General features: G+C 57.0%; 14 protein-coding genes and 1 tRNA gene. 12 read left to right on the forward strand and 3 right to left on the reverse strand.

Annotated elements, in window-relative coordinates:
- Positions 1 to 33 precede the first annotated feature (33 nt).
- Positions 34 to 2,313, reverse strand: coding sequence for a nitric-oxide reductase large subunit (locus RV1423_RS09560; protein ID WP_034295814.1), 2,280 nt, complete (start codon positions 2,311 to 2,313; stop codon positions 34 to 36).
- A gap of 210 nt (positions 2,314 to 2,523) precedes the next feature.
- Between RV1423_RS09560 and RV1423_RS09565 the strand changes: the two genes are divergently transcribed.
- From RV1423_RS09565 to RV1423_RS09600, 8 genes are all read left to right on the forward strand, one after another.
- A complete protein-coding gene (locus tag RV1423_RS09565) occupies positions 2,524 to 2,982 on the forward strand; it encodes an Rrf2 family transcriptional regulator (protein ID WP_034295817.1) in 459 nt (152 codons plus the stop codon).
- 91 nt (positions 2,983 to 3,073) lie between these two features.
- On the forward strand, positions 3,074 to 4,267 hold the full coding sequence (locus RV1423_RS09570) for an NnrS family protein (RefSeq protein ID WP_231502140.1): 1,194 nt from the start codon (positions 3,074 to 3,076) through the stop codon (positions 4,265 to 4,267).
- Positions 4,268 to 4,317: 50 nt separating this feature from the next.
- On the forward strand, positions 4,318 to 4,770 hold the full coding sequence (locus tag RV1423_RS09575; RefSeq protein WP_034295821.1) for a hemerythrin domain-containing protein: 453 nt from the start codon (positions 4,318 to 4,320) through the stop codon (positions 4,768 to 4,770).
- On the forward strand, positions 4,770 to 4,991 hold the full coding sequence (locus tag RV1423_RS09580; RefSeq protein WP_034295823.1) for a DUF2249 domain-containing protein: 222 nt from the start codon (positions 4,770 to 4,772) through the stop codon (positions 4,989 to 4,991). Before RV1423_RS09575 ends, RV1423_RS09580 begins: the two co-directional genes overlap by 1 nt.
- A 9-nt stretch (positions 4,992 to 5,000) precedes the next feature.
- On the forward strand, positions 5,001 to 6,272 hold the full coding sequence (locus RV1423_RS09585) for a hypothetical protein (RefSeq protein WP_034295825.1): 1,272 nt from the start codon (positions 5,001 to 5,003) through the stop codon (positions 6,270 to 6,272).
- Between the two features lie 1,045 nt (positions 6,273 to 7,317).
- Positions 7,318 to 9,219, forward strand: a complete 1,902-nt coding sequence (gene mutL / locus RV1423_RS09590) for a DNA mismatch repair endonuclease MutL (RefSeq protein WP_155835065.1) — start codon at positions 7,318 to 7,320, stop codon at positions 9,217 to 9,219.
- A 1-nt stretch (position 9,220) separates the two neighbouring features.
- Positions 9,221 to 10,171 carry a tRNA (adenosine(37)-N6)-dimethylallyltransferase MiaA gene (miaA, locus tag RV1423_RS09595; protein WP_034295827.1) on the forward strand — a complete coding sequence of 317 codons (951 nt, stop codon included), beginning with the start codon at positions 9,221 to 9,223 and terminating at the stop codon, positions 10,169 to 10,171.
- A gap of 95 nt (positions 10,172 to 10,266) precedes the next feature.
- Positions 10,267 to 10,343 (forward strand) — tRNA-Met (locus RV1423_RS09600).
- A gap of 282 nt (positions 10,344 to 10,625) precedes the next feature.
- On the opposite strand, the gene prpR is transcribed toward RV1423_RS09600, so the two are convergent.
- Positions 10,626 to 12,563 (reverse strand): propionate catabolism operon regulatory protein PrpR, encoded by a 1,938-nt coding sequence (prpR, locus tag RV1423_RS09605; RefSeq protein WP_034296059.1) that lies wholly within the window; start codon positions 12,561 to 12,563, stop codon positions 10,626 to 10,628.
- Between the two features lie 193 nt (positions 12,564 to 12,756).
- Between prpR and RV1423_RS09610 the strand changes: the two genes are divergently transcribed.
- The 4 genes from RV1423_RS09610 (at position 12,757) to RV1423_RS09625 (ending at position 18,007) form a co-directional block, all read left to right on the forward strand.
- On the forward strand, positions 12,757 to 13,644 hold the full coding sequence (locus RV1423_RS09610; RefSeq protein WP_034295829.1) for an oxaloacetate decarboxylase: 888 nt from the start codon (positions 12,757 to 12,759) through the stop codon (positions 13,642 to 13,644).
- A 59-nt stretch (positions 13,645 to 13,703) separates the two neighbouring features.
- A complete protein-coding gene (locus tag RV1423_RS09615; RefSeq protein ID WP_081768761.1) occupies positions 13,704 to 15,056 on the forward strand; it encodes an MFS transporter in 1,353 nt (450 codons plus the stop codon).
- Positions 15,057 to 15,149: 93 nt separating this feature from the next.
- Positions 15,150 to 16,133, forward strand: coding sequence for a D-2-hydroxyacid dehydrogenase family protein (locus tag RV1423_RS09620; protein WP_034295831.1), 984 nt, complete (start codon positions 15,150 to 15,152; stop codon positions 16,131 to 16,133).
- A 251-nt stretch (positions 16,134 to 16,384) separates the two neighbouring features.
- Positions 16,385 to 18,007: a methyl-accepting chemotaxis protein gene (locus RV1423_RS09625; protein WP_231502141.1), complete on the forward strand. Its 1,623-nt coding sequence runs from the start codon at positions 16,385 to 16,387 to the stop codon at positions 18,005 to 18,007.
- Between the two features lie 144 nt (positions 18,008 to 18,151).
- Here the strand turns inward: RV1423_RS09625 and RV1423_RS09630 are convergent, their stop codons facing one another.
- The gene (locus RV1423_RS09630; protein ID WP_051516587.1) at positions 18,152 to 19,447 is read right to left on the reverse strand and encodes an MFS transporter; all 1,296 of its coding nucleotides are present in this window, start codon (positions 19,445 to 19,447) and stop codon (positions 18,152 to 18,154) included.
- Between the last annotated feature and the right edge of the window lie 3 nt (positions 19,448 to 19,450).

Below are 19,450 nucleotides of genomic sequence, written 5' to 3' on the forward strand. Positions count from 1 at the left end.
CAGGCCGCCTCCCTGCTCGATGCAATGTGCCGTTCAGGTCCGCAGCGCTGGTGCCGTACCAACCGGGGCGACTTGTGCCTTTCTTCCGCCGGTCAACAGGCGCAGAGCGAACAACGCCAGCAGCAAGGCGCCGCAGGTGAACACTACGTCACCAGGAACGCGCATCCATACGAAGGTTTCCATGATGTGGGAATGGATGACTTCGGGCGAACGGGCGAACCACATGCCCTTGGTGATGCTGGCCCAGGCTTGATATATGCCGGCCGGCAGCAGCGAGATGAACACCATCATACCGAGACCTATATTGAGCAGCCAGAACATCGGCTTCAACAATTTGTCGGACCATGCCGCACGGTCGGACAATCCACGCAGGCAGAACAGCAGCAAGCCGATGCCCAGCATGCCGTACACGCCGAACAACGCGGCATGTCCGTGCGCGGCGGTCATGTTCAACCCTTGCAGGTAGTACAGTGCGATCGGCGTGTTGATGGCAAAGCCGAGCAGGCCCGCGCCCACCATATTCCAGAAACCGACAGCGATGAAGCACATGATCGACCACTTGTAGCTTTGCACCCACGGCGCTGCATTGGCGCGCTGATAGTTGCGATACGCTTCCACCCCGATCATCGAAAGCGGCACGACTTCCAGTGCTGAAAACATCCCGCCGATGGCGATCACGAAGGTTGGTGTGCCGGTGAAATACAAGTGATGCAAGGTGCCCAGGATGCCGCCGAACAGGAACACGATGGTTTCCAGCACGATGGCGCTATTGGCCGTCGCCGCCCGGATCAAACCCAGCCGCGTGAACAGCAGGGCAATGACGGCGGTAGCGAACACTTCGAAGAAGCCTTCCACCCACAGATGGACCAGCCACCAGCGCCAGTATTCGATCATCGAGTAGTGGGTATGCTGACCCCACGCCAGCGATGTGGCATAGAATGCGCCGATGCACAGGGCAGCAAGAAACACCATGGCAATCAAGCCGCGACTTTCGCCCGGCCTCTTCAGCGCCGGCCAAAGGCCTCGTCCGAGCAACAGCACCCAAAACAGCAAGCCGACGAAGAGCAGGATCTGCCAAACGCGGCCCATGGTCGTGTAAGCCAGCCCCTGGTTACCGATCCAGAAACTGAAATCGTTGCCCAGGTGTTGCAGCGAACCGACCCAGCCGAATGCCGTGGAACCAACCACGATGAACAGCAGCGCATAGAACAGCACGTTCACGCCCAGCTTCTGGTATTTCGGTTCATGACCAGAAATTGCCGGCGCGATGTAAAGACCGGTGGCCAGCCATGCCGTGGCGATCCAGAGAACCGCGAATTGGGTATGGATGGTGCGGCTGATCGTGTACGGCAGGATTTGCGCCAACGGATAACCAAAGAAAGAATGACCCTCGACCGAGTAGTGGGCCGTGATCACGCCCATCGAGATTTGTGCCAGGATCAGGCCTATCACGACATAGAAATACTTACGCGTCGCCTTCATCGATGGCGTGGGCTTCATGTCGAACAACGGATCGGCCTTGGGCGGCGCGGGGTCGCCCACCTCCTTGCTGATCGAATGGAAGAAGATCATGGCGGCGATCGCTGCGATCAACAGGATGATGCTGGCAATCGACCAGATCCCGGTGCCGGCAGTAGCCGTATTGCCGACCAGCGGTTCATGCGGCCAGTTGCTGGTATAGCTGATGTCGGTTTCGCCCGGACGATCGGCGGCAGCAGCCCACGACGACCAGAAAATGAATGCCGGCAGCGCCTGCAAGTCTTCAGACTTCGGCAGGGTACCGGCATTCATCGCATACTGCTCGCGCAAGCTGTCGAGTGCAGGGTCGTTGCCGAACAAGCTGAGGTAATGCTGCCTGACTTGATTCACCGCTTCGGCGCGTTGCGGCGACAGGGCGATGCTGCCGGTGGTGGCGTCGTAGGTGTTGCGTCGCATCTCGCCTTTCACCAAGCCATCAATGTTGCTCTGCTGACCGGCATTCAATTGATCGAACGGCTTGCCGAAATCACGTTGGGCCAGCACGTCGCGCAACGCGAGTGCTTCGCGGTGCAGCCAATCGGCCGACCAATCCGGCGCGACGTAGCTGCCGTGGCCCCAAACCGTTCCCAATTGCTGGCCGCCGGCCGAAAGCCAGGCCTGTTGCCCAAGATCGACCTGACCCGCCGAGAAAAGCACGGCGCCGTTGGTGCTGACAACCTGATTCGGGATGGGCGGCGCTTTCAAGTAGATTTCTTTGCCGACCCAGAGCAGGACTGCGAATGAGATCGCACACATGATCCCTAGCCAAGTCCATAGTTTGCGCGTCGAGTGCATGACATGGTTCCTTATTGTTGACGTTCAGTTGAGAAGAAGATGTTTCGCGGCCTTATAAAGATGCATATTATATGAATGTATTGTAAGATGCAAATTGAATGCATCTTATCGCATGGCGTTGCTCGAAACGGACAAAGATGTATACTACTTACTTGATTAAATGCTTATTCTGTTTCGTCGCAAGACGGACTTGAACATCGGAAGACAATAATGCGCCTGACCGCCTACACCGACTATTCCTTGCGCACCCTGATGCATCTTGGGCTGAATCGTGATCGGCTGGTCACGATCAATGACATTGCGGAATTGCATGGCATTTCCAAGAACCATTTGATGAAGGTCGTGCATCAATTGGGCCAGACCGGAATGGTTGATGCCGTTCGCGGCCGCAATGGCGGACTGCGGCTCAACAAGGAACCGGAGGAGATCAATATTGGCGAAGTCGTCCGCAATAGCGAAACCGATTTCTACATGGCAGAGTGTTTTGACCGTGAAAACAATTCATGCGTCTATGCCCCGGCATGTGTCCTGAAGGGCGTGCTTAGTTCCGCGACTGCGGCCTACCTTGCGGTTCTCGACAATGTGACACTGGCAGACCTCATCAAGAAAGCCCCTTTGCGTTCCGGTCGCGCACCGGCGGCGCAGCCGGTGCGTATCCACAAAAAATAGTCAGTGTTGTGGACGTTTCTCCATGTGACGATTGACGGACCAAAAGAAGTATATTTAATACATTTTAAAAAGTGAATCAATCATGCGCCTTATGACTATAGATGAACCGCAGGTGATCGACGCATCCCATATCTGGCAATCGGATCATCCCCTGTGGCGCCTGGCCTTCCGGCCGTTCTATCTCGCTGCTGCGGTGTTTGCCGTGCTCGCCATTCCCCTATGGCTGGCCAGTTATTTCGGCTGGATCGCCGGAGGCTCGCATATCACCCTGTTGTGGCACATGCATGAGATGGTCTTTGGCATGGTAGCCGCCGTGATTGTCGGCTTCCTCTACACGGCCGGCAAGAACTGGACCAATCTTTGGACGCCCAGAAAGGCACCGCTCGCCGCACTGGTCGGCCTGTGGCTCGCCGGACGCGTCGCCATGTTGGTTGCGCCGCCTTGGCTCGCAGCGGTCGTGGACCTGGCTTTCCTGCCGCTGGCCGCATGGTCCTTCTACAGGGTATTGCGCAAGGCCGACAACAAGCGCAATCTTTTTCTGGTTGGACTGTTGCTACTGCTGGGAATCGCCAACGCAACGTTTCACGGCGCAGCACTTGGGCTGATCAGGGTCTCGCCCATCCTGTCCATACAAGCTGCCATCCTGATCGTCGTTCTGATCGAGTCTGTCATCGGCGCCCGTGTCATCCCCATGTTCACCAGGAACGGTGCGCCAGGTACAACGCCGGTCGTCAACGGCAAGCGCGACCGCATTACGATCATTCTTGCCGTGTTGGCAGGTCTGGCCTGGGTTACCGGTATTGCGCCGGTTTTCACCGCATCCATGGCCTTTGCCGCAGGATGCGCAACCTTGGCAAGGTTGGCCGGCTGGCAGCCGCATCGGACGCTGCGTGTGCCGTTGTTATGGATACTCCATTTGTCCTATGGATGGATAGCCATCGGCTTCTTCCTGATGGCCTTGGCATCGCTCGGCATCGTTCCGGCAAGCGCCGCATTTCACGCGTTGACGGTTGGATCGATGGCCGGATTGATCATGGGCATGATCACCCGCACTGCGCTGGGCCACACGGGGCGTCCGCTGAAGACAGGCATTGCCGAGCCTGCCATGTATACGCTGATTCAACTCGGTGCGCTCGTGAGGCTGTTGGCGGCGCTCGGTGTGGATGGGGACGGCCATGTGACCTTATCGTTGGCTGCAGGGTGCTGGTCAGGCGCGTTCCTGATCTATGTCATTGCCTATGGGCCCTACCTCCTTCGGCCTCGCATTGACGGTCTGGACGGGTGACTGGACGATTGATACAAGTGGGCAAGTCTACTTCAATAGAGAGGCATCAAATGGATAGCATCACAAATTACCTCGGCAGCGCTCACAGCCACTGCGACGACCGCTTCGTCGAGGCCGAAAATGCCGTCCTGGACGGCTTGTGGGACAAGGGGGCGAGATTCTTTCAAGAGTTTACGGCAATGGTTGAACAGCATTTCGCCATGGAGGAAAAGATACTTTTTCCCGCTATCGAGGCTGCAACGGGCAACGCCAGCGGGCCGACCGAAATCATGCGCAATGAACATGAGCAAATGCGCCGCATCGTGGCCATGCTTGTGGAAACCATCGCAAAGCGCGACAAGGCAGCCTTCCTTGGCCAATGCGAGACCTTCAATATCATGGTGCAACAGCACAACATAAAGGAGGAAAGTATCCTTTACCCCATGGCCGATCGGATCCTCGGTGCACGGGCCGGCGCTACCATCAGCGCGATGCACCACTTCGAAGAAACGGCGAGGTCCTGATGGACTTGGAGATTTCTCTCGATGTCCGCGGACTCGCCCCACCTGAACCCTTGGAACGGGTACTTGACACCTTGGCGGCTATAGGCGCACAACAAAAACTGCGCGTGCTGATCGGTCGGGAGCCAATTCCGTTGTTCGTCATCCTTGACAAGAACGGCTACGCGCACAGCATGTCCCGTCGCTCCGCTTCATTGTTCGAGATTCTGATCTGGCGTCGCTGATCGAGTCGCATGCAACGCACACATTCCTTCGAGCATACGCCGCCGATATCGGTCCCGTTGCGCTTCTTTCTCACTGCGCCGGCCTTCGCCGTCGCGGCGGGAATTTTACTGGCATGGCAGGGGCCACTGCCCTCGCGGTGGTCCGCCACCACACTAGAATTGACCCATTTATTGACTCTCGGTTTTGCGACCATGTCGATGGTCGGCGCATTGCTCCAGTTCATTCAGGTCATGGGCGGCGTAGCGATTCCGCAGGTCACGCTTACCGCAGGCTGGTTGCATGGCCTGATCGTTGCGGGAACGCTTGCGTTGCTCGCGGGATTCGCCACGATGGAGGCAACCTGGTTTCACATGGCGATCATCAGCCTGCTTGGCGGATTCTCGCTGCTGCTGGTTGTGTGCTGGCTGGGGTTCAGGCGAAGCGGATCGCAGAATGCCACGTTCCGGGCGATTCGCCTTGCCCTGATCGCTCTGGGCGTCACAGCCGGTTTCGGGGCCATGGCCGGCGCCGTCGCTGCCGGCGACGTAATACTTCCCTTTGAAAGACTGGTCAATCTTCACGCTGCATGGGGTCTGCTCGGGTGGGTTTGCTTGCTGATCGTCGGCGTTGCATATCAGGTTGTTCCCATGTTTCAAATGACGCCCAGCTACCCAGCATGGGCGACCAGGATATTCGCGCCCGCGATCTTTGCCGCTTTATGCATATGGTCAATTATTGGAATTCTTCTTCCGAATTCCTGGCTGACCACGTTGCTTGCCATGGTGATCGGCGTTGGACTCACAGCATTTGCCGGCCTGACTTTGGACCTGCTCCGTCAACGGAAGCGTCGCAGGCCAGATCCCACCACGCTGTTTTGGCTGCTCGGCCTAGCCAGCATGCTTGGTGCCGTCGGTATGTACGTCGCCGGCAACATGTTTCCAGAAATTTCTGCGTCGCCAACCCATGTACTGCAAATCGGAATATTGATCATTGTTGGCTTCGCCTTTTCCGTAATCAACGGGATGCTCTACAAGATCGTGCCATTCCTCGTCTGGTATCACTTGCAAAATCGAATGGGGCAAACCGGGAGGAAACCGCCCAATGTGAAACAGATCATCTCCGATAGCACGGCCACCGGGCAATGCTGTGCGCATCTTGTTGCATTGACTTTGTTATTGGTCGCATCGATTTTTCCGCAGCAGCTAACTCGCTTTGCGGCAGTCGTTTTCATAGCATCCTCATTTTGGCTCTGGGCTAACGTTGCGAGTGCCACCGGCATCTATTTGAAAAACTCCAAATAACGTGCTCGCATGATCTGTGCCGAGAGGTCAATGTGATTAGCTGCCTTCTGCAAAGGAAATCGGCGATGTACTCGCCACAGATATATATTTCCATTTGGCTACACGCTTATTGTCCATGACGAGCCGCTGGCATTGCTCGTAGAAAAATCGAATCTGTCTTTTCGTGCCGAAAATGCACCACTGAAAGTTGGGGTGGGTTGTCCACAGAAACATTGAAACGACGCGGGAGAACGAATGCGCCATGGCTGCTCTGAGGGTATTGCCGACGACCGGCGCGCAAATTCCTTGCCTATTAAATGTCCGGTTCTTGATACATTGCGGCCCGTTGCGACCTGACCATTGATTTCGGGTGGCAGAATTGGGATGCCAATCGGTGGCAAGGTTGGTGCGAATATGCAATCAACATTCGCGACGGAGTCTACCCAGGAACCGGCATCGATGCGAAATCGCATGCCCACAATTTGATCCAATATAGGAAGGCATAGCACGGGCATCTCGAATGGCGCTGGCTTTACCCAAGCACAGTGGGAGGCGTACCACACGGAAATCCGCAATTTTCGGAACTCCAATGTCTCCCATCGAAATATTGTCCTTACCGGCAATGTTCCCGACATGACCCCTGCGATGAAAATTGCAGAGCGTATTTTGCGTGGCTGAAACGCAGATTCCCGGATCGGGCCAACCGAAATCGCTAGCCAAGTTCTATCTGGAATCGCAAACGGAAGTGCTGATCGTGTTGCGTAGAGATTGGACCAGTCTTTCATGATATCCGTCGGCAACGCACCTCACCGATACTATGTACCCTTGGAATTGATAGGGCGCACCGTTGAATGTGAAGCCTGAGATTGCCTTCGTATGAAATTAACGCGTGGAAATTTGATTGAATCAGGCCGCACACAGATACGTCGCGTCATCAACCGCCACGAACATGTCGTCAATGAAGCCGTTGTAGTTGCGGTCGTGCGCCAGCGTTTGCAGCCGCGCCGTCTCGACCTCCCATCTGGACCAAGAAAATCCCCGCCTTGGCTGGCGGTATAATCGCCGGATGAACGCACCAGACCGCAACAACCGCCCTCTTCGCCCCATCCAGGCCCTGCCCGACCAGTTGATCTCGCAGATCGCCGCGGGCGAGGTGATCGAACGCCCCTCCGCCGTCGTCAAGGAATTGCTGGAAAACGCCCTCGACGCCGGCGCCACGCAGATCACCGTGCGGCTCGAGCAAGGCGGCGTCAAACGCATCGCCATCACCGACAACGGCCGCGGCATTGCGCCCGACCAGATGCCGCTGGCGCTGGCGCGTCACGCCACCTCCAAGATCGCCTCGCTGACTGACCTGGAAAACGTCGGCACGCTCGGTTTTCGCGGCGAAGCGCTGGCCTCGATCGCCTCGGTCGCGCAACTGACGCTGACCACCCGCACCGCCGACGCCACCCACGCCTGGGAAATCACCGGCTCGCAAGACGGCAACGTCGTCCCCGCCTCCGGCGCGCCCGGCACCACCATCGACGTGCAAGACCTGTATTTCAATACGCCGGCGCGACGCAAGTTCCTGAAGTCCGAACAGACCGAATACGGCCACTGCGCCGAAGTCGTGCGCCGCATTGCGCTGGCGCGCCCCGACGTAACGTTTTCGCTGACGCACAACGGCAAGACCGTCGATCACTGGAACGTCGGCGAATTCGCCAAGCGCAGCGCGCACATCCTCGGCGACGAATTCGCCAATGCGCGCCTGCCGCTGGACGAAGCCGCCGGACCGCTGCGCCTGCACGGTTTCGTCGGCCTGCCGACCGCCTCCAAGGCGCGCGCCGACAGCCAGTATTTCTACGTCAACGGCCGCTTCGTGCGCGACAAGCTGCTGACCCACGCCGTGCGCGCCGCCTATCAGGACGTGCTGCACGGCGACCGCTATCCGTCGTATGCGCTGTCGCTGGATCTGGACCCGTCGCTGGTCGACGTCAATGTGCACCCGTCCAAGATCGAGGTGCGCTTTCGCGACAGCCGCAGCGTGCATCAATTCGTGTTCCACGCCGTCAGCCGCGCGCTGGCGCAGACCTCGGCCACTTCCTTCGGTAATGCGCCTGCGCCGCAAGCTGCCGGCAGCGGCCCGTTGCCGTGGATGCGCGACCAACAGCAGACGGCATTCGGCGCGCCATTGCGGCCGAACTTCTCCGGCGGCGGCAATGTCGGCGTCGCGCAAAACACCGCCGACTACGGCGCGTTTTTCCGCCCCAGCGTGCAAACCGATCTGGCGATGGAATCGACGCCCGGCGCCGATGCCACCAACGGCGCCAATGGCATCAATGGCGTCAGCGCCTTCACCGCGCAGATTGCCGCAGCCGGCGCGCAATCGCTGCCCGCCGACGACTTCCCGCTCGGCTTCGCGCTGGCGCAACTGCACGGCATCTACGTGCTGGCGCAAAACAGCAAGGGCCTGGTGGTGGTCGACATGCACGCCGCCCATGAACGCATCCTGTACGAGCAACTCAAAAACGCGCTCGACGACAACGCCATGTTCGTGCAGCCGCTGCTGATCCCCGTGACCTTCTACGCCGACGCGATCGAAGTCGGCACCGTCGAAGAACATCAGGAAACCCTGAGCGCGCTCGGCTTCGACATCGCCGCGATGTCGCCGACCACGCTGGCGGTGCGCGCCGTCCCGGCGCTCCTCAAGAACGCCGACGCCCAGACGCTGGCGCGCGACGTGCTGCGCGACGTGCGCGAATTCGGCGGCTCGCGCGTGCTGCTCGAGCGCCGCAACGAACTGCTCGGCACGCTGGCCTGCCACACCGCCGTGCGCGCCAACCGCAGCCTCACCGTGCCTGAAATGAATGCCCTGCTGCGCCAGATGGAAGCCACCGAGCGCGCCGACCAGTGCAACCATGGCCGTCCGACCTGGAGCCAACTGGCCCTGTCCGACCTGGACAAACTCTTCCTGCGCGGCCAATAAGATGACCGCAACACCACTGGCGGTCGCCATCATGGGACCGACCGCCTCCGGCAAGACCGCAGCGGCGCTGGAAATCGCCAGGTACATCCCCTGCGAAATCATCTCGGTCGACTCGGCGCTGGTCTATCGCGACATGGACATCGGCACCGCCAAACCGAGCGCAGAAGAACTCGCCGGCGTGCCGCACCACCTGATCGACATCCTCGACCCGACCGAAGCCTACTCGGCCATGCAGTTCCGCAACGACGCCCTGCGCCTGGCGCAGGAGATCCGCGCGCGCGGCAAGCTGCCGCTGCTGGTCGGCGGCACCATGCTGTATTTCAAGGTCCTGCGCGACGGTCTCGACGACCTGCCCGAAGCCGATCCCGCCGTGCGCGCCCGCCTCGACGAAGAAGCCGCGCGCGACGGCGTGCCGGCCCAGCACGCGCGCCTGGCCGCGCTCGACCCGGCCACCGCCGCCCGCCTCAAACCCAACGACAGCCAGCGCATCCAGCGCGCGCTGGAAATCATCGCACTGACCGGCCAGCCGATGTCGGCGCTGCTCGCGCAAAAAGACGCCGAAGCGCTGCCCTTCACCCTGCTGCCGCTGGCGCTGGAACCGTCCGACCGCGCCGTGCTGCACGAACGCATCGCGCGCCGCTTCGACTTGATGCTGGAGAATGACGGCTTGCTGGAAGAAGTCCGCAAGCTGCGCGCCCGCGGCGACCTGCACCTGGGCCTGCCGTCGATGCGCTGCGTCGGCTACCGCCAGGTCTGGGAATACCTCGACGGCCAATACGACTACGCCGAGATGCGCGAACGCGGCATCATTGCCACCCGACAACTGGCCAAACGCCAGATCACCTGGCTGCGCTCGACGCCGGACCGCGTGGTGGTCGACTGCAATGCATCCGACGCCACGCAGATCGTGATGGAACACGTCCGCAAGGCGCTCGCGGCCCAGTCCGGCTGAGGGATGCGATGACATGTGGATAGAAAGGCAACCCCGGAAGTACAGTTTTTCTTGACAGACTGAAAGCCGGCCAGCATAATCACGGGCTTGCTTTTGGTGATATAGCTCAGTTGGTTAGAGCACAGCACTCATAATGCTGGGGTCGGTGGTTCAAGTCCACCTATCACCACCAAAGACACTGTAAGCCGTTGATCCGAAAGGGTCAGCGGCTTTTTTGTTGCCGTTTTATCATAACCTGTTTCCACCAAGCCATCGACCAGCCAATACCAGTTGTAGATCGGCTCCACAGCGACACCAAATAGATCAGCTCGATAGGGACTGAGCGCGGTACTTATTTCTGCCGGATTATTCCGTGGACGTTTGGAATATGTTCTGTTGACGACTTCAAACCCTATGCTTCAGTGTATGGTTGCGTGAATCGCACCAGTCACCCATCCGTGATTGGCAGTACATCTCACTTCTTCATTAGTCTCCAAAGCGTGGTGCGGCCGATCCCAAGCGCACGGCTCGCCGCGGCCCGGTTGTCGCCGTTCTGTTCCAGGGCGCGTAGTATCTCGTCGCGGGTTACGACCGCCGGCTGCAAGCCGACGACATCGCCTCTGACCGTCGAGGCCGGCGATACATGCATGCGCTCAAACTCAGGAAAAACATCCCGGTGCTCTTGCCACGCGCCGCTAGCCGTATCGCCCAGATAAATTGCCGCGCGTACTATCAGGTTATCAAGCTCCCGCACGTTGCCTGGCCACGCGTAATGTTCGAACAGTGGCGTCAGGAATTCCCGCACGCGCTCCGTAGCCATGTAGGGTAACTCGTATTTTGTTGCGCTGCGCGAGAGCAGGTGCTGCGCCAGTTCCGGTATGTCCCCGCGCCGCTCGCGCAACGGCGGCAGCTCTATTTGCAACAAATTGAGCCGAAAATACAGATCGGCGCGAAACAGCCCCTGTTCGACCAGCGCATGCAGGTCGCGATGCGTCGCGGCGATCACGCGAACGTCGATCGGCGTCGCGCGCCCAGAGCCGAGTTTCATCACTTCGCGCTCCTGCAGCACGCGCAATAGCCGGCTTTGCGATGCCGCTGGCATTTCGCCGATTTCATCGAGAAAAATCGTCCCCGTATGCGCGATTTCGAAGAGCCCTGGTTTGCCGCCACGCCGCGCGCCGGTGAACGCGCCTTCCTCATGGCCGAACAGCTCACTTTCGATCAACCCTTCCGGCAACGCCGCGCAATTGAACGCAACGAATGGGTTGCCGCGCCGGCGGCTCGCATTATGAATACCCTGTGCGACCAGCTCTTTACCAGTGCCGCTTTCACCGGTGAGCAGCACTGTGGCGTCGTGTGCGGCGCCAGCCCGCGCAAGACTACGCACCCGCTCGAGCGCCGGCGACGCCCCGATCAGATCGGCCAGGTCGTGCCGCGCCACCAGATGTTTCGGCCGCTGGCTGGTGCGCAGCGAGCGCTCAATGCGCTGCGCAACCAGCGCGTCTTGCACTGTGACCACCGACCCGGAGCGTAAGCCGCGCTCGATGATAGGTACACAATTAACGATCAACTCACGACCGTCGATCTGCTCGATGCGCTCGTCGATAGGCATGTCGGTGGCTAACGTTTCGCGTAGCAGTGGGCCGACTACTCTCGCTAGTTGCGATGGCAGATCGCGCGCGCGGTCAAGTCCAAGCAGATCGATCATCGCCGGATTGACTGCTTCTAGCTGGCCGGAGTCATCGAAGGCGGCGACGCCGTCGCGCAGATGCGCTACGATTGTATTGAGCCGCACGCGCTTCGACTCCTTTTGACGACTCATGCGTGCCAGTTCGATGGAGCGCTCGAACGCTTCTTCGACGGCGCCGAGCGAATATAGAAACACGCTCTGCAGTCCGGCTTGTTGCGCAAGATCGCATGCCATGCCAGGACCAATGATAACTGTGCAGCCCTCAGCCACGAGCGTGTCGACGGCCACGCGGACCTCGTCAATCGAACGGTATGCGCGCTGTTTCAATGCGACGTTCAACCACGCGCTGAGGTCGCTCAGTTCCCTCGATACCGTTTCGTGTAGAACGAGGCCGATCGGCGCGCCTGGCCACATTGCGATTGCCTGGGTAATAGCGCCTAGCACGTCGAAACCGTTCACCTTGACCATCACGACCGGCACATTCAGGTTGTCGCGCAGATATGCGCCGTTTGAGCCGGCAGCGAGCACGACGTCGACCGTTCCTGCATCGACATGCGCCTGCAGCGCTGTCACGGCAGTGCCATAGCCCTCGCGCACCGAAAAGAACTTCGCGCGTTCTGCATAACGGGGCATGACAGTTTCGCAGAGTGTTCTTAGTCGGCTGATGCTGACCAGCGCGATGCCTGGGCGGTCCTGGTTCGGGTTCGAAGCGAATGTTGACATGATGAAATCCTCAAAGGCGAGTGGAACGTTCTTGAAACGTTTCACTTAATAGATGGAACATTACCACATGAGCATCTTCACTACGCCGCCCCTATAAGTCATTGATTTTTCGAGAGAAATAAAAAATATCATGATCGGCACGCTTCCTGCATAGGTTTCTGATTTATAGCCACTTATCCCAGAGACATACCCCATGACCACTTTATCTACTGCTCGCCGCGCTGCGTTCCGCGCCAAGGTCGAGGAACGCCGGGGCCTGCTCGTACCCGGCGCATTCAACGCCATGAGTGGCCGGGTCATCGAGGACGCCGGCTTCGAAGCGCTCTATCTGACGGGCGCTGGCGTTACCAATATGTCACTCGGCCTGCCCGATCTCGGTTTTATTGGCTTACACGAAATTGCAGAGCACACTGCGCGGGTCCGCGACGCTGTTGAGCTGCCGTTGATAGTCGATGCCGATACCGGCTTCGGCAATGCGCTCAATGTACGCCACACGGTGCGCACGCTCGAGCGTAGCGGCGCCGATGCGATCCAGTTCGAAGACCAGGTGATGCCGAAAAAATGTGGTCATTTCGCTGGCAAGGAGGTGATCGCGGTGAGCGAAATGCTCGGCAAGATCCGCGCGGCGGTCGACGCGCGCGAAGACCACAACCTTTTGATCATCGCCCGCACCGATGCCGCCGCAGTGCATGGGATCGAAGACGCGATTGAGCGTGGCCATCGATTCATCGAGGCCGGCGCCGACATCCTCTTTATCGAAGCAACCGAGTCGCTCGCCGATATCGAGCGCTTACCCAAACTGATTGATGCGCCGCAGTTGATTAACATCGTAATCGGCGGCAAGACGCCGATGCAATCGCGTGAAGCGCTCGGCAATCTCGGCTATGCGATCGTGCTGTATGCGAACGCGGCACTACAAGGCGCAGTGCTCGGCATGCAACGAGCGCTCGGCACTTTGCACGCGAATGGCCAGCTCGACGAAGATGCTTCATTGGTCGCACCGTTCAGCGAACGGCAACGGCTCGTCCACAAGCCTTTGTACGATCGGCTTGATCGAGAATACGCGGCAAAAGACAAGTGAGCGGCAACGCCACTTGATCACGCCAATAAAAATCACACTAATAAAATCAAGGAGATTTGATGACAACAGCACCCAACCCAGGCGACGCGCGCGGCATCAATGCGACCGCTATCGCAAGCAATCGGAATTCCGGGAGCACAAAAAATGCCGCTGCACCGCTGCACATCCGTTCGATTGTGGGCGGCTTGGTCGGTAATATGATTGAGTGGTATGACTTTCTTGCGTACAGCATCTTCTCGATCTATTTCGCAAAATCGTTCTTCCCAAGCGACAAGCCGACCGTGCAGTTGATGAACACCGCAGCGATCGCGGCGGTCGGTTATTTGGCGCGACCGCTTGGCAGTTGGCTGATCGGGCTGTATGCGGACCGGCGCGGCCGCAAATCGGCGTTGACCTGGTCGGTCACGGCAATGTGCGTCGGCTCACTGATGATCGCCGTCACGCCAGGCTATGCGACGATCGGCGTGTTCGCGCCGATCGTGCTGATTCTCGCGCGGTTGCTGCAAGGTTTGAGCATGGGAGGAGAATACGGCACCAGCGCGACCTATCTGAGCGAGATCGCTCCAGCACACCGCCGCGGTTTCTATCTTGGCTTTCTGCAGGTCAGCGTAGTGGCGGGGCAACTGGTCGCGCTCGCGTTGATGCTAGTGATGCAGAATGTGCTCTTCACATCGGAACAAATTGAACGCTGGGGCTGGCGCATTCCGTTCGTCATTGGCGGTGCGCTCGCGTTGTTTGCGCTGTACATGCGCCGTAACGTCACTGAAACCGAGGCCTTCAAACATAACGCCCAGCAAGCGGGACCGTCAGTCACACAAGAGATGTTGAAGCACTGGCGGCAGATCGTGTTAGCGATTGGCATCACGGTCGGCGGCACCGTCTGCTTCTATACGTACACGGTGTATATGCAGAAGTATCTGGTCAATTCGGTCGGACTGAGCAAGGAGACATCAACCCTGATCTCCGCCGGCGCGCTACTGCTGTATATGCCGCTGCAGCCGCTTTTCGGCCTCGCATCGGATATCTTCGGCCGGCGGCCGGTGCTGATCTGTTTCGGCTTGTGCTGCACGTTGTTCTCCGTGCCATTGTTCACCGCGCTCAGCCACACGAAAGATCCGCTCGTCGCGTTTCTGCTGTCGTTCGCAGGACTCGTGATGCTGAGTGGCTTTACCTCGGTTCACATGCTCGTGAAGACAGAGCTGTTTCCGGTACGAATTCGTGCACTCGCTGTTGGTTTGCCATACGCGCTGACGACAGCGATCCTCGGTGGCACGACGGAGTTCGTTGCGTTGCGTTTCAAGGCGAGCGGTCACGAACAGTACTTTTATTGGTACGTTACCGTCTGGGCAGCGGTGTCGCTTCTCGTCTATTTTCGAATGCCAGAAACCCATAGTCGAAAAGTCGCAGCATAAGGAATGCGTGAGGTAGCCTTAGAAAAATGGACACAGCTTACACGCAGTTAAAAACTGTCTTTATTACTGTGCCCACTTAGAAAGAGAAGGCCAATGAAAATTGCAATACTTGATGACTATCACGACACCATACGCACGCTGCCCTGTTTCAATAAATTAACAGGCCACGACATCACGATTTGGAACGACCATATACAAGATGTTGATGTGCTAGCTGAACGATTACAAGATATTGAGGTGCTGGTATTGAATCGCGAACGCACAAAAATTCAGGCCACATTATTAGCGCGCCTCCCAAATCTCAAACTGATCAGCCAACGTAGCGTATACCCACACATCGACATTGCTGCCTGCACACGACTCGGCGTGATCGTCTCATCTAGTCAGCACGCTGATACCCCTAACTATGCTGCGGCAGAAATGACGTGGGGCTTAGTGCTTGCGAGTGTGCGCCAGATTCCGCAGCAAATGTGGGCTCTGAAGGCCGGAAAATGGCAAATCGGTGCTGGTAGTACTTTGCGTGAGAAGACCCTAGGTATTTATGGTTATGGCCGGATTGGGCGCGTGGTAGCAGGATATGGTAAGGCCTTCGGTATGAAAGTGTTGATATGGGCGCGGGCAGAATCACGCAAGAAAGCAGTAGCGGATGGCTACGAAATTGCTGAAAGCAAGCAGGTTTTCTTTGAAACATCGGACGTCATTTCTTTGCATATGCGATTGTATGAAGCAACGCGCGGCATTGTCACTGCTGAAGATCTCGCCCGGATGAAGACGACTGCAATGATCGTCAATACCAGTCGTGCAGCACTTATAGCCCCAGGTGCCTTGGTGCAGGCTCTACAAGCAGGGCGCCCAGGAATGGCAGCCGTGGATGTATTTGAAGATGAGCCTTTGCTCGACATTAAAAATCCTTTACTCAACATGGATAATGTGATTTGTACGCCGCATATTGGCTATGTATCGCGTGATGAATTAGAAATCCAATTTACCGATATTTTTGATCAGATTATTGCCTATGCGAACGGCTATCCAACGCATGTCGTGAACCCAGAAGCGTTATTAGAAAATGGGCAGTAGTCTTGAACTAGTCATTGCTCAAGAAACTGTGACGACAAAAAAATGGGATTTTTTCTACCAGAAGAATAAAGCCTGCGACTGTAGAGAAAGGTCGCCTACCAGTAGTGAAAAATCAAGATGCTCTGCTGCAATCGAAAAAACAGACACAATTTTAAATCGGGTTAAGACTGTCTTAACTACTGGTGTCGCCTTACGTTTTCTGGATAGAAATAAACGCTCGTTTTTTAATGGTGTCGGGAAGAAAATTTAACATGATCAGAAATATGAAAATTGGCAAGCGACTGGGACTGGGTTTTGCCGCCATTATGCTCTTGTCGACGGTAGTCACCGCCATCGCCGTATGGAGGCTGCACACGATCGCTAGCGCGACTCAGGCCATGATGGAGAAGCCCTTGACCAAAGAACGCTTGATCAGCGATTGGTATCGTTACATTTATGCAAGCGTTCGTCGCACCACTGCGGTAGTCAAAAGTACCGATCCGGCATTAGCAGCTTTCTTCAAGCTAGAAACCAATCAGGCGGCGAAGATCTCGGGAGAGTTGCAGGTACATATCAAAGAGTTGCTCGCCAGCGATGAAGAGAAGCAATTATTCGAACAGATTGTGGCGCAACGCAAAATTTATCTGAGTGCGCGCGATGGTATTTTCCAAGCAAAAAGTCAGGCCAATGTCGACCCGACAGTGATTGAGGCCGCCTTTGACAAGAATTATCTGCCTGCAGCCAATGTCTATCAAAAACAGGTTGAAGACTTGTTGCAACTGCAACGTAAGGCCATTGATGAACTTAGTGTCAGCATTGTTAACGTGACAAGTCAAAGCAGCCATCTCTTGATGGTGCTGGAAGCATTGGCGCTGACGCTGGGCGTGGCAAGCGCCTGGTACCTGACCACCAGCATCACTCACCCGCTCCATGCCGCAGTCGGTATTTCGCGGCGAGTAGCTACTGGTGACTTGTCGGACGACATTGCAGTCGACAGCACAGACGAAGCCGGCCAGTTGCTGCAAGCGCTCAAGGATATGAACTATAGTTTGCGCAATATCGTCGGCAATGTGCGTAACGGCACCGATATTATTGCCACGACGTCAAACCAAATCTCGAGTGGCAATCTCGATTTATCCTCTCGCACCGAACAGCAGGCCGGTTCTCTCGAAGAAACGGCATCGGCCATGGAACAATTGACATCGACGGTCAAACAGAATGCCGACAACGCGCGCCAGGCCAGTCAGTTGGCAGTGTCGGCCTCGGCGGTGGCGATTTCCGGCGGCAGTGTGGTCAGTCAGGTCGTCATGACCATGGCTTCGATCAACGAATCCTCCAAGAAAATCGTCGATATCATTAGCGTGATAGATGGGATTGCGTTCCAGACCAATATTCTTGCCTTGAATGCGGCTGTGGAAGCTGCCCGCGCGGGCGAACAGGGGCGTGGTTTCGCAGTCGTGGCGTCGGAGGTGCGCGGTCTGGCGCAGCGTTCGGCAGCAGCGGCCAAGGAAATCAAGTTGCTTATCGACGATTCGGTTAATAAGGTCGGCACCGGTAGCAAGTTGGTCGAGCAGGCCGGCTCCACCATGGATGAAGTGGTCAATAGCGTTAAGCGGGTCACCGATATCGTCGCTGAAATCAGTGCCGCCAGCCAGGAGCAAAGCAGCGGTATCGAAGAGATCAACCGCGCCATTACCCTCATGGATGAAAGCACCCAGCAAAACGCCGCACTGGTGGAGCAAGCTGCGGCAGCGGCGCAGGCGATGCAGGAGCAGGCCGCCAAGCTGGCGCAATTGGTCAGTGTGTTCAATCTTGGCACGGCGTTGCCGCTGCTATCAAGCTCGTTGCCCAGTACCAGACCGGAATTACCACATTACGGTACCAACAGCGCCTGATATTGCAGGAACGGGCTATATCCAGCCGAAGCTGAGGCGAACTATCAGCGTAGTCAATCCGTACAGCCTGCTACTGCCTGACTAAAACCAAATGGCCGCCGCGATTCACGGGGCGGCTCACACTGCCTCAATCACTGTCAAGCATCAACGTACGTTATTTTTGCTCGCAAACAGTGCTATCAGCGCAAGCGCAGAGATCACGATCAGGTAGTACGCCGGAGACATGATACTGCCGGTGTGCTTTACCAAAAGCCCGACTACAACCGGCGTCATTCCACCAAACAAGGTCATGGAAATGACGTAGGAAAGCGAAGAGCCAGTGGTTCGGCAACTGGTAGGGAAGAGTTGTGAAAGCAGCGATCCAACCGGCGAATAGTAGAAACTGTAAAACACTATCGACAGCGTCGTTTGGAATATCACGAGAGTGATAAAACTTGGCAGCAGGGTGAGCATGTAAAACAGCGGAAGGATCAAGATCATTCCAAATACAAGGGAATACTTCATCATTTTCACTGTACCAAAGCGATCTGCCGCCATGCCCCCAAGTAACGGAAATACAAAACAAAGAAGTCCGCTAATCATCGACGAAACGAAAGCCGCGTCTTTGCTTACGCCAAGATTATTGATTGCAAAGGTGGGCATGTAGATGTTCATGAAGCTCGCAAGCCCACCAATTCCGGCAATCACTGCGCCCGCTATTATTTTCGCCTTGTAAAATCTGACCGCCTCGCTTAGCGGAGATTGCTGCACTTCCTTGCGGCTTTCAAATTCGGATGTTTCACTCACCTTGTTGCGTATATAAAGCCCGACCGGCCCAATCAGGCAACCAAAGATGAATGGAACGCGCCATCCCCAGGATCCGACTTGCTCAGGCGTTAAAAAATGATTGATACAGTAGGCAAAAAGCGATGCCATGAGGACTGCCAAACCAGAGGCAGAAAATTGCATGCTACCGAAAAATGCTCTTCGCTTTGGGTCTTGCTCCGTGAGGAAGGAATTGGCTGCAGCAAATTCGCCCCCGGCGGAAAAACCTTGCAGCATTCGTCCCAGCACCAGGATTGCCGGCGCCAATACACCTATGCTTTCGTAAGTTGGTACAAATGCGATGATTGCAGTGCCGCACAACATCAGGAATGACGCCAGGCTCAAGGTGAAGCGACGCCCATGCTTGTCCGCCACAACGCCCAGGACAATTGCGCCAATGGGACGGACCACAAACGAGCTTCCGAAGGTCAGCAGACTCAACAGCAGTGCGGTCTGTTCATCACCTGTAGGGAAAAATAATTTGGCAACGGTGATGGCAAACATCGCGTAGACCAACAGGTCGAACCACTCGAAAAACGTGCCGAAGTTGGCCGCCAGGACATCACGAGTACGATTCTTGTTGCGAATGCCCGGAGACGCCGGGGCAGCCCCCGGGGTTGTGCTTGTATTTTTCATGCG

This window comes from Herbaspirillum sp. RV1423, from assembly GCF_000577615.1.
GTDB lineage: Bacteria > Pseudomonadota > Gammaproteobacteria > Burkholderiales > Burkholderiaceae_D > Herbaspirillum.